Origin of the sequence: Streptococcus constellatus (assembly GCF_902167705.1) — a bacterium.
Taxonomy (GTDB): Bacteria; Bacillota; Bacilli; order Lactobacillales; family Streptococcaceae; genus Streptococcus; species Streptococcus constellatus_A.
Window position 1 is genome coordinate 25,828 of the sequence record NZ_CABHMZ010000024.1, and the last position, 11,953, is coordinate 37,780.

The 11,953-nt window shown below is 38.7% G+C and carries 12 protein-coding genes; all 12 read left to right on the plus strand.

Annotated features, from left to right (window positions below):
* The first annotated feature begins 495 nt into the window (after nt 1–495).
* The 12 genes from FQ204_RS07200 to FQ204_RS07255 all read left to right on the plus strand — a co-directional run bounded on the left by FQ204_RS07200 (nt 496) and on the right by FQ204_RS07255 (nt 11,862).
* A complete protein-coding gene (locus FQ204_RS07200; RefSeq protein ID WP_144210266.1) occupies nt 496–1,482 on the plus strand; it encodes a Gfo/Idh/MocA family protein in 987 nt (328 codons plus the stop codon).
* Between the two features lie 24 nt (nt 1,483–1,506).
* Nucleotides 1,507–2,160, plus strand: a complete 654-nt coding sequence (locus tag FQ204_RS07205; protein WP_144210268.1) for a uracil-DNA glycosylase — start codon at nt 1,507–1,509, stop codon at nt 2,158–2,160.
* Between the two features lie 36 nt (nt 2,161–2,196).
* The gene (locus tag FQ204_RS07210; RefSeq protein WP_144210270.1) at nt 2,197–2,667 is read left to right on the plus strand and encodes an NUDIX hydrolase; all 471 of its coding nucleotides are present in this window, start codon (nt 2,197–2,199) and stop codon (nt 2,665–2,667) included.
* A 12-nt stretch (nt 2,668–2,679) separates the two neighbouring features.
* Entirely contained in the window at nt 2,680–3,957 is a 1,278-nt protein-coding gene (locus FQ204_RS07215; protein ID WP_144210272.1) for a dihydroorotase, read from the plus strand.
* Between the two features lie 266 nt (nt 3,958–4,223).
* The gene (metK, locus tag FQ204_RS07220; protein ID WP_144210274.1) at nt 4,224–5,414 is read left to right on the plus strand and encodes a methionine adenosyltransferase; all 1,191 of its coding nucleotides are present in this window, start codon (nt 4,224–4,226) and stop codon (nt 5,412–5,414) included.
* Nucleotides 5,415–5,610: 196 nt separating this feature from the next.
* Nucleotides 5,611–6,870, plus strand: coding sequence for a UDP-N-acetylglucosamine 1-carboxyvinyltransferase (locus FQ204_RS07225; RefSeq protein ID WP_144210276.1), 1,260 nt, complete (start codon nt 5,611–5,613; stop codon nt 6,868–6,870).
* 77 nt (nt 6,871–6,947) lie between these two features.
* Nucleotides 6,948–7,499, plus strand: coding sequence for a GNAT family N-acetyltransferase (locus FQ204_RS07230; protein ID WP_144210278.1), 552 nt, complete (start codon nt 6,948–6,950; stop codon nt 7,497–7,499).
* Nucleotides 7,492–8,769 carry a CBS-HotDog domain-containing transcription factor SpxR gene (gene spxR / locus FQ204_RS07235; RefSeq protein ID WP_186286787.1) on the plus strand — a complete coding sequence of 426 codons (1,278 nt, stop codon included), beginning with the start codon at nt 7,492–7,494 and terminating at the stop codon, nt 8,767–8,769. The genes FQ204_RS07230 and spxR overlap by 8 nt, the downstream gene beginning before the upstream one ends.
* Before the next feature lie 24 nt (nt 8,770–8,793).
* Nucleotides 8,794–9,651 carry a methionyl aminopeptidase gene (locus FQ204_RS07240; RefSeq protein WP_144210282.1) on the plus strand — a complete coding sequence of 286 codons (858 nt, stop codon included), beginning with the start codon at nt 8,794–8,796 and terminating at the stop codon, nt 9,649–9,651.
* Nucleotides 9,652–9,703: 52 nt separating this feature from the next.
* Nucleotides 9,704–10,606, plus strand: a complete 903-nt coding sequence (locus tag FQ204_RS07245) for a YihY/virulence factor BrkB family protein (protein ID WP_144210284.1) — start codon at nt 9,704–9,706, stop codon at nt 10,604–10,606.
* A gap of 87 nt (nt 10,607–10,693) precedes the next feature.
* Complete coding sequence (locus FQ204_RS07250; protein WP_020997766.1) at nt 10,694–11,155, plus strand: MarR family winged helix-turn-helix transcriptional regulator; 462 nt, start codon at nt 10,694–10,696, stop codon at nt 11,153–11,155.
* Nucleotides 11,155–11,862 carry a B3/4 domain-containing protein gene (locus FQ204_RS07255; RefSeq protein WP_144210286.1) on the plus strand — a complete coding sequence of 236 codons (708 nt, stop codon included), beginning with the start codon at nt 11,155–11,157 and terminating at the stop codon, nt 11,860–11,862. The genes FQ204_RS07250 and FQ204_RS07255 overlap by 1 nt, the downstream gene beginning before the upstream one ends.
* The last annotated feature ends 91 nt before the right edge of the window (nt 11,863–11,953 follow it).

Below are 11,953 nucleotides of genomic sequence, written 5' to 3' on the forward strand. Positions count from 1 at the left end.
GACACCCAAAAGACTGTAAAAGTTGATTTATCAACTAACCACTGTGTCTTGTAATTATAACTACAGAAACAAAAGAAGCTGAGAACCGTTGTTCCAGCTTTTTTAAGTTTACAATATTAAATCAGGATAGTAGTTAGTTTTTATTAGGATCGTTATGATTATCAATTATGAGGCAAATGATTGCAATAGCAAAAATAAATAATATAAATCCGATAATGATTTTTATAATTAGATTTGAAAAGTAAAATAAAGAAATAAACAAGAGTAAAAATAAAATAAACCAAGACCACATAAAATTGCTCCCTTCTCAATTTATTATAACATAAAGGAATATTCTGAATAATTGTAATCCTTGATTTTATTCGATTGTTTAGATAGAAAAGCATAGTTTGATTTCAGAGAATTTTCCCAAAAGGGATGTCTCTACATAAAAAGTCAGCTAAATGAAGGAAAATTTGGTATGATAAAAGTAAACATGTAGCTAGGAGAAGGACTATGGAAAACAAAGTACGCTATAATTGGGCGACTTTAGGCACAGGTGTGATTGCTAATGAATTGGCACAGGCTTTGCAGCAGCTAGGTGGAAAGCTCTATTCTGTTGCTAATCGAACACATCAGAAAGGCTTGGAGTTTGCACAGAAATACGGTATTGAAAAAGTTTATGATCAGATTGATGACGTATTTAAGGATGAAAATGTGGACATTATTTACATCTCCACACCACATAATACGCATATTGATTTTTTACGAAAAGCATTAAAAAACGGAAAACATGTTCTATGCGAGAAGTCCATTACGCTCAATTCAGAAGAATTGGAAGAAGCAGTTTTATTAGCTGAACAAGAACACGTCGTTTTGGCAGAAGCGATGACGATTTACCATATGCCAATCTATCGACAATTGAACAACATCATTTCCAGTGGTCAATTGGGTGATTTAAAAATGATTCAAATGAACTTTGGCAGTTACAAAGAATATGATATGACCAATCGTTTCTTTAATCGTCAGCTTGCAGGCGGTGCACTGTTAGATATTGGCGTATATGCCTTGTCATTTGTTCGGTGGTTTATGACATCTAGCCCTAACCAAGTACTTTCGCAAGTGAAATTTGCACCAACTGGCGTTGATGAGCAAGCAGGGATTCTTCTGACGAATGCCGAAGGAGAAATGGCGACTTTGACCTTGAGCCTCCATGCTAAACAGCCCAAGCGTGGAACAATTGCTTATGATAAGGGCTACATTGAAATGTATGAATATCCTAGAGGGCAAAAGGCGGTCATTACTTATACTGAAGACGGGCATCAAGAAGTCATTGAAGCTGGAAAGACGAGCGAAGCTTTAATGTATGAGGTTCTTGATATGGAAGCGGCAGTAGCTGGCGAAAAAAATGAGATGAATTTGGATTACAGCCGTGATGTCATGGAAATGATGACGGATTTGCGAAAAGAATGGGGAATGGCCTATCCTGAGGAAGAAAAGTAATCGAGTATAAAAGAGGAGAAAACGATGGAACACTCAGCTTGGCATAGTTTGATTAAGCAACAATTGCCTGACGGCTATTTTAGTAAAATCAATTATTTTTTAAATCAAGTTTATTCATCAGGCACAATCTATCCACCGCGTGAAAAAGTTTTTAATGCGATTCAAACAACAGATTTGGCAGATGTAAAAGTGGTGATTCTGGGACAGGATCCTTATCATGGTCCGAGGCAAGCGCAGGGGCTGAGCTTTTCAGTACCAGATGATATTCCAGCACCGCCTTCTCTTCAAAATATTTTGAAAGAATTGGCAGATGACGTTGGAATGAAAGAATCTCACGATTTGACATCTTGGGCACGTCAAGGAGTGCTACTGCTGAATGCCAGTTTGACCGTTCCTGCTGGGCAAGCAAATGGACATGCCGGTCAAATTTGGGAACCGTTTACGGATGCTGTGATTAAGGTTGTCAATGAAAAAGATACACCTGTTGTTTTTATTCTCTGGGGCTCTTATGCACGCAAGAAAAAAGCCTTGATCACCAATCCTAAACATCTCATTTTAGAATCTCCTCATCCGAGTCCTCTTTCAGCTCATCGAGGTTTTTTTGGAAGCAAACCATTTTCTAAAACAAATACCTTTCTGACATCTCAAGGAATGGAACCGATAAATTGGTTGTTATAAGTGGTTTGATATATTTTAGCTGTTGAAAGGAGAAAAATGGTTAAATTAGCAACAATTTGCTATGTGGACAATGGAGAAGAATTTCTATTGTTGCATCGAAATAAAAAGCCTAATGATGTTCATGCTGGCAAATGGATTGGTGTTGGCGGAAAATTAGAGAAAGGTGAAACACCGCAGGAATGTGCGGTGCGAGAAATCTTGGAAGAAACGGGTTTGCGAGTCAATAAGCCCGTATTAAAAGGTATTATCACGTTTCCAGATTTTACACCCAACCATGATTGGTATACCTATGTATTTAAAGTGACGGAGTTTGAGGGAGAATTGATTGACTGCGATGAGGGGACTTTGGAATGGGTGCCTTATGAACAAGTTTTGTCCAAACCAACTTGGGAGGGAGATCATACGTTTCTATCTTGGATTTTGGAAGATAAACCATTCTTCTCGGCTAAATTTTCTTACAAAGGAGAGAAGTTAGTGGAGAGTCATGTTGATTTTTATGGAGAATAAGGAGAAAAGTACATGTTGTTAATTAAAAATGGTCGTGTCATGGACCCTAAGTCTGGTTTTGATAAAGTTTGCGATGTCCTAGTTAAGGATAAAAAAATTCTTCAAATTGGTCAGGATTTGAAGGCAGAAAATGCTCAGGTTATTGATGCTACTGGATTGGTGGTAGCGCCAGGGCTGATTGATATTCATGTTCATTTTCGTGAACCTGGTCAGACGCATAAAGAAGATATTCATACGGGTGCTTTAGCAGCGGCAGCGGGCGGATTTACAACGGTTGTCATGATGGCAAATACCACTCCAACGATTTCAACAGTAGAGACACTAAAAGAAGTATTAGAATCTGCCAATCGTGAAAACATTCATATTAAGTCTGTTGCAACCATTACAAAGAATTTTGATGGACAGCATTTGACAGATTTCAAAGAACTTTTAGCGGCGGGAGCTATTGGTTTTTCAGATGATGGGATTCCATTAAAAAGTACAAAAATAGTACGCGAAGCTTTGGAAGAAGCTGACAAAAATGGTACATTTATCTGCCTTCACGAAGAGGACCCAGAACTCAATGGTATCCTTGGATTTAACGAGCAGATTGCCAAAGAACATTTTGGATTTTGTGGTGCGACAGGTGTTGCTGAATATAGTATGATTGCGCGTGATGTAATGATTGCTCATGCAACCAATACTCATATTCATATTCAGCATTTATCAAAAGCAGAAAGTGTGAAAGTCGTGGAATTCGCTCAGCAATTGGGCACTCACGTAACAGCAGAAGCAGCGCCCCAGCATTTTTCTAAGACAGAAAAGCTATTGTTGTTAAAAGGTAGCAATGCCAAGATGAACCCGCCACTTCGTTTGGAATCAGATCGTTTGGCTGTCATTGAAGGGCTTAAGTCTGGAGTTATTTCAATCATTGCGACAGACCATGCACCTCATCACGCTGATGAAAAGAATGCAGAAGACATCACCAAAGCACCGTCTGGCATGACAGGTCTAGAGACATCACTTTCGCTTGGCTTGACTTATTTAGTGGAAGCAGGTCATTTGACACTCATGCAGTTGCTGGAAAAAATGACGATTAACCCAGCGAAACTCTATGATTTTGAAGCGGGTTACCTTGCTGATAATGGGCCAGCAGATCTTACAATTTTCGATGCAGAGGCTGAACGCATGATAACAGAAGATTTTGCCTCAAAAGCAGCTAATTCACCATTTATCGGTGAAAAATTAAAAGGTGTTGTTCACTATACGATTTGTGATGGGCAAATTGTCTATGGAGGCAAATCATCATAACAAGCATAAGGTTGGAAGTGTTTTTCAACCTTATTGTATTTTAAATTTCTTATAATTTTTAGAAAATTTTCTGTTTATTAGGATAAAAAATGATACAATAGAGAAGTTAAAATAGTCCCGAAAAGGTAGTCAAAGGTTAAATATTAACCATAGAGACTAGTGCTTTGTAACTTTTTAACGTAAGTCTGTTTACAGATTTTCAAGTAACTTCCTAGCAATAATAGAATTTCTAGGAGGGAATATTTCATTAAAAGGGGGACATGAATATGTCAGAACGTAAACTTTTCACGTCTGAATCTGTATCTGAAGGACATCCAGATAAGATTGCAGACCAAATTTCCGATGCGATTTTAGATGCTATCTTGGAGCAGGATCCAGAAGCGCATGTGGCTGCTGAGACAGCTGTCTATACAGGAACTGTCCATGTTTTTGGGGAAATATCTACCAATGCTTATGTGGATATTAACCGCGTAGTTCGTAATACGATTGCAGAGATTGGCTATACAAATGCTGAATATGGTTTTTCTGCAGAAACGGTGGGGGTGCATCCGTCGCTTGTTGAGCAATCGCCAGACATCGCTCAAGGGGTGAATGAAGCTCTTGAAATTCGTGGGAATGCTGAACAAGATCCACTTGATTTGATTGGGGCTGGAGATCAGGGGCTTATGTTTGGTTTTGCCGTGGATGAAACACCTGAACTAATGCCCTTGCCTATTTCTCTCAGTCACAAATTAGTCCGTCGTTTAGCAGAGCTTCGCAAGTCTGGCGAAATTTCCTATCTTCGTCCGGATGCAAAATCTCAAGTAACGGTTGAATACGATGAAAACGACAAACCTGTACGTGTGGATACTGTCGTTATCTCTACTCAACATGACCCAGAAATAAGCAATGAGCAGATCCATCAAGATGTGATTGAAAAGGTCATTAAAAAAGTTGTTCCAGCAGAGTATTTAGATGAAGAAAGCAAGCTTTTCATCAATCCAACTGGTCGCTTTGTTATTGGTGGGCCTCAAGGAGATTCTGGTTTAACTGGACGTAAGATTATCGTTGATACATATGGCGGTTATGCACGCCACGGAGGTGGGGCATTCTCTGGAAAAGATGCCACAAAAGTCGATCGTTCTGCTTCTTATGCAGCGCGTTATATTGCTAAGAATATTGTTGCAGCAGGATTAGCTAAGAAAGTAGAAGTTCAGCTAGCCTATGCTATCGGAGTCGCACATCCAGTATCAGTCCGCATTGACACGTTTGGCACAGGTACAGTTTCAGAAAACAAGCTTCAAGAAGCAGTTCGACAAATCTTTGATCTTCGTCCAGCCGGTATTATTCAAATGCTTGATTTGAAGCGACCAATTTACCGTCAGACTGCTGCCTATGGGCACATGGGACGTACGGATATTGACCTGCCGTGGGAAAAACTGGATAAAGTAGATGCTTTGAAAGCAGCTATAAAATAACAGGAGTGGGACGACAAAATTGATTTTTGTCCCGCTCCCTTTTTAGAATGACACAAAAATAAAATAGTTCTGTAATCGTTATATAACAAGAATGACAAGTCAAAAGAGATTTCTTTAAAAGGATAGGATTTTCACAGAAACTGTGTTATAATAAAGTGCAGTATATTTGATTAGAAATTCCTTGAAAGAGCTGAAAATGAAAAAAATTGTAATTAATGGTGGTCGCCCCTTAAAGGGAGAGGTGACTATTAGTGGTGCCAAAAATAGTGTAGTCGCTTTAATTCCGGCGACAATTTTATCTGATGAAATCGTGACATTAGATTGTGTGCCAGATATTTCCGATGTTGTCAGTTTGATTGACATCATGGAAGCTATGGGAGCAACCGTTGAGCGTCAAGATGATACGCTGAAAATTGATCCTCGCGGGATAAAAAATATGCCCATGCCTTATGGTAAAATCAATAGTTTGCGTGCTTCTTATTACTTTTATGGTAGCTTGCTGGGTCGCTATGGCGAAGCAACAGTTGGTTTGCCTGGTGGCTGTGATTTAGGTCCACGCCCTATTGATTTGCATTTGAAAGCATTTGAAGCCATGGGAGCTACTATGTCTTACGAGGGGGATTCCATGAACCTTTCGACAGGAGGCGAGCGGCTTCACGGAGCTAGTATTTATATGGATACAGTAAGTGTTGGAGCGACTATCAACACCATGCTTGCAGCGGTAAAGGCAAAAGGGCGTACCGTCATTGAAAATGCAGCTCGTGAGCCTGAAATCATTGATGTAGCAACACTTTTAAATAATATGGGAGCCCACATTCGAGGGGCTGGTACTGACATCATTATCATTGAAGGTGTTGATAAGCTCCATGGGACTCGTCATCAAGTTATTCCAGATCGAATTGAAGCAGGAACTTATATCTCAATGGCAGCTGCAATTGGTGAAGGAGTGCAAATCAACAATGTCCTTTATGAACATTTAGAAGGCTTTATTGCGAAATTAGAAGAAATGGGAGTTCGTATGACCGTTTCTGAAGATAGTGTTTATGTCGAAAAGCAACATGATTTGAAAGCAATCAACATTAAAACTGCTCCTTATCCAGGCTTTGCTACAGACTTGCAACAGCCTATTACGCCACTTTTGTTGACAGCTAAAGGACGTGGCTTAATTATTGATACAATTTATGAAAAGCGAGTAAATCATGTCGCTGAATTAGCGAAAATGGCAGGTAAGATTTCAACGAGTGCCAATCATATTGTTTATGAAGGACCTAATCAATTGCAAGGTGCAGCGGTCAAAGCAACTGATTTGCGGGCAGGAGCGGCTCTTGTAATTGCAGGATTGCTAGCTCATGGAAAAACTGAGATTACAAATGTAGAATTTATTTTGCGTGGTTATTCAAATATTATTGAAAAGTTGACTAATTTAGGAGCAGACATTCAGCTTGTTGAAGAATAACTCTGAAATAGCGTTGGCACGATGAAGTGAGATAGCTCAGTTGGTACGCCAGCTGAGCTTTATCTTAGGGGTAAGATATGAATTTGTGGACAAAATTGGCAGAGTTTGCCTTTATAGAAACAGAGCGTTTAGTATTGCGTCCATTTTCCTTTATGGATAGTGAAGATTTTTATAAAATTGCCTCCAATCCTGAAAATCTACGCTTCATTTTTCCTGTGCAGGCAAATTTACAAGAAAGCCAACATGTATTGGCTAATTATTTTATGAAATATCCTCTTGGAATTTGGGCGATTTGTGATAAAGATTCTGGGCAGATGATTGGTTCTGTCAAATTTGAAAAAGTGGATGAAATCAGAGGGGAAGCAGAGCTAGGTTATTTTCTTCACCAACCGTATTGGGGGCGCGGTTTGATGACTGAGTGTGTCAAAAATATCGTTTATCTCTCTTTTACGCAATTTGGATTGAAGAGGTTACGGATTGTTACTCATCTGGAAAATAAAGCAAGTCAACGAGTCGCTCAAAAAGCTGGCTTTCAGTTTGGACGCCAATTTAAAGGAAGCGATCGTTATACACGTAAAATGCGGGATTATTTAGAGTTTTGCTATGAAAAAGGAGACTTTCATGAGTAAACATCAAGAAATTATCGCTTATTTAGAAGAATTACCAGTAGGTAAGCGTGTCAGTGTACGCAGCATTTCCAATTTTTTAGGAGTAAGTGAGGGAACTGCTTACCGTGCGATTAAAGAAGCGGAAAACCGTGGATTGGTTGAAACACGTCCTCGTAGTGGTACGATTCGTGTAAAATCCCCCAAAGTAGAGTTGGAGCATTTAACATTTAAGGAAATTGCTGAAATTACGAGATCAGAAGTATTAGCTGGTCAGGACGGACTTGAAAAAGAATTCAGTAAATTCTCAATCGGGGCAATGACCGAGAAGAATCTCTTGCGCTACTTAACGGAAGGAGGTCTCTTGATTATTGGAGACCGCACCCGTATTCAGTTATTAGCCTTGAAGCATGAAAATGCTGTTTTAGTGACAGGTGGTTTGGACGTGAATCATGATGTCTTAAAATTGGCGAATCACTTAAACATTCCTGTTCTCAGATCCCAACATGATACCTTTACAGTTGCGACAATCATCAATCGGGCATTGTCCAATATGCAAATTAAAACAGATATTTTAACGGTGGAGCAAGTTTATCGTGGCAGTCATGAGTATGGGTTCTTAAAAGATACAGATACCGTTCGTGATTTTATGGATTTGGTTCGGAAAAACCGCAGCAGTCGTTTTCCTGTCGTTAATCAGCACAATATGGTCGTTGGTGTGGTGACAATGCGTGACGCTGGTGATAAATCTCCTCACACTATTTTAGATAAAGTCATGACGAAAAATATCTATGCTGTCACTTTAAACACCAGCATTGCCAATGTTAGCCAGCGCATGATTACAGAAGATTTTGAAATGGTACCAGTCATTCGAAGTAATCAAACTCTGCTTGGAGTCATTACGCGGCGTGATGTCATGGAAAAAATGAGTCGCGAGCAAGTCTCTAGTCTGCCAACTTTCAGTGATCAAGTCTCTCAAAAACTTCGTCACATCAACGATGAATTTTCTTTTGTTGTAGAACCTTTTATGTTAGAAAATAACGGCGTTTTGTCTAACGGAATTTTAACAGAAATTTTAACGACAGCAACGCATCAATACATGACATCGGGCAAGAAAAATATCATCATTGAACAGATGATGATTTATTTCTTACAAGCTGTTCAGATTGATGAAACTTTGACGCTTCGTCCAAGGATAGTTCGACAAACAAGGCATTCTGCTATTTTGGACTACGATATTTATTTAAAACTTCAGTTGGTCGCGAAAGCGACTATTACAGTAAAGATAAACTAATACCTCAGATATTAAGGAGAAAGAATGATAACTTTAAAATCACAACGTGAAATTGATTTAATGGAAAAAAGCGGCGCATTTCTCGCCAGTATTCATATCGGTTTAAGAGATTTGATTAAGCCAGGCATTGATATGTGGGAAATTGAAGAATATGTCCGCAGACGTTGTAAGGAAGATAATGCTCTTCCACTTCAAATTGGTGTAGAAGGCAGCATCATGGATTACCCTTATGCCACTTGCTGCTCATTGAATGATGAAGTGGCACATGCTTTTCCGCGCCACAAAAAATTACTTGAAGGTGACTTGATTAAAGTGGATATGGTCGTTGGCTTAGTTGATAAAGCTGAGTTAGATGTTTCTAAACTCGATTTTAATAATGTGGAACAAATGAAACACTATACAGAAAATTTCCGTGGAGGTGTTGCCGATTCTTGTTGGGCTTATGCAGTTGGTCAAGTGAGTGAAGAAGTACAACAATTGATGGAGGTTACCAAAGAATGCCTTTATCGTGGAATTGAAGCTGCTCAAGTTGGCAATCGGATTGGTGACATTGGTGCAGCGATTCAAGAATATGCGGAAAGTCATGGTTATGGTGTTGTTCGTGACTTAGTAGGACATGGTGTTGGACCAACTATGCACGAAGAGCCAATGGTGCCTCATTACGGACGTGCTGGACGTGGTTTACGTCTTCGTGAAGGAATGGTCTTGACAATTGAGCCGATGATTTCAACAGGCACTTGGGAGATTGACACAGATTTTGAGACGGGGTGGGCTCATAAAACGCTGGACGGTGGACTTTCTTGTCAATACGAACATCAATTTGTGATTACCAAAGATGGTCCTGTTATCTTGACCAGTCAAGGGGAAGAAGGAACGTATTAAAACTAGAAGTAGAATGAGGGGGCTTTTTGCTCCTTCTTCTATAGGGGATGAGATGAAGAAGTTGGTTTCTAGGAACGGACATAATCCATTTTTACAAGCTTTTTTTAAATTTTATCAGGCATCTGAGATTGATTTGACCAGCATTGCAGTGGCTTATTATTTGTTGATTTCAATTTTTCCATTGCTGTTAATTGTTGTGAATATATTGCCTTATTTTCAAATTCCAATAGCAGAATTTTTAGAAGCGATAGAAGATGTTCTGCCAGAGTCACTTTATGAAGTGATTGCAAAGGTCATCCGTAATGTATTAACCCAACCATCTTCTGGCTTGTTGAGCTTCTCCATTCTTTCGGCTTTATGGGCTTTTTCACAATCAATGTCTTTCTTGCAAAAAGCTTTTAATAAAGCTTATGGTGTCGCCAAAGATAGAGGACTCATTTCGCACAGATTGTTTAGTATAGTGATGAGTTTAGGATTACAGTTGCTCTTTGCTCTTTCTCTTTTGCTGACAATGTTTGGGCGAATGTCTCTTCGTCTGCTCCATAGTTTTTGGGGATTTGATAACCAGCTTTATACTAGTCTACAAAAGATGACGCAGCCAACCATTTACACTTTACTTTTTCTTTCTTTATTGATGTTGTATTACTTTTTACCTAATGTCAAAATCAAGAAAATTCGCTATGTACTACCAGGAACGGTTTTTGTAGTTCTTACAATTGGTGTATTGCTAAATTTATTTTCCGTTTATTTGGACACTTATGTAAATCACTTAATGGATGTTCGATTTTTCAGTTCCATTTTTGTTGTGGTCGTGATGATTTGGTTTACTCTCATTGCTCAAATACTTATTATTGGCGCGATTCTAAATGCAAGTTATCAAAGTTGTCACGAAAGTTCATTTGAAACAAGGCATAAACAATTGACCACACGACTCATTCAAAAAACAAAAAAATGAAAAAAGAAGATAAAACTTCTTTTTTTTAATATTATTTTATTGCATTTACAACAAAAATAGTTTATAATAATTGGCGAAGGAGGGAATATGACTATTTTGCGGGAAATTGGAATTATTGCTCGAGCGCTGGATTCGATTGCGAATATTGAATTTCGTGATATTGATTTGGCACGTGGACAGTATTTGTATTTAGTCCGAATTGCTGAAAATCCAGGTATTATTCAGGAAGAGTTGTCTGAACTTTTAAAAGTAGATCGTTCAACGGTTGCCCGTTCTGTGAAGAAATTGGAGAAAAAAGGATTTTTAGAACAGAAGTCAGCACCTGATAACCGAAAAAACAAAGAATGGTTTGTTACAAAAAAAGGCGCGGCTCTCTATCCATTTATTTTAGCTGAAAATCAATATTCTGAGCAAACTTCATTGCAGGGATTTTCGATAGCAGAAGCAAAGCAGTTGGAGGAAATGTTGATTCGAGTTCGCGAAAATATCACGGGTGATTGGGATTCAGTAAAAAAAGGACAAAAAAGAAATTATGAAAGAGGTAGATGATGAAAGTTACAGTTGAAAATGAATTTTGGGAGTTATTTCCTCAAGCACAAATTAGTATTATGGTAGCTAAAGGATTGGATAATAGTGTTGATGAAAGTAAGGACCTTTATTTTAAATCCTTGTTAGACAAGGGAAGCAAACGAGCAGAAGATTTTATTTCTGATGAACCATTTACGCAAAATGAGGTTATTCAGGAATGGCGGCAGGCTTTTACCAAATTTAAAACTAAAAAAGGAGCCCGTTCTTCCATTGAAGCACTTTTAAAAAGAGTGAGTCAAGGTCGTGAGTTCAATCCAATCAATCCATTGGTGGATATTTATAATAGTGTTTCACTTTCTTATGCTGTGCCTTGTGGTGGTGAAGATATTGACAAAATTGAGGGAGGACTACATTTAGCTAAAGCGCAAGGTGGAGAACCTTTCTTTCCGCTTGGATCGGAGACGGATGCACCAGCTCTTCCAGAAGAAATCATCTACCATGATGATGAAGGAGCTGTTTGTCGTTGTCTCAACTGGCGCGAAGCTAAGCGAACTATGCTGACAGAAGAAACCAGAGATGCAGTGCTAGTTATTGAAGCTGTCAATGAAGAACAAGCAAAACGTGCACAAGCTGCTATGCAAGAATTGCAATATTTGGTAGAAGATTATTTTGGTGTAAAAGGAGAAATCACTCACTTGACAATGGAGCATCCAAGTGTAGAAATTTAAGAATGATAAATTGCAAGAATAAGTGCAACATTTACTCTAACTCATCCACTAGAGCTTCATAAGCAGTTCTGTAAGCTAAACATTTTCGTGG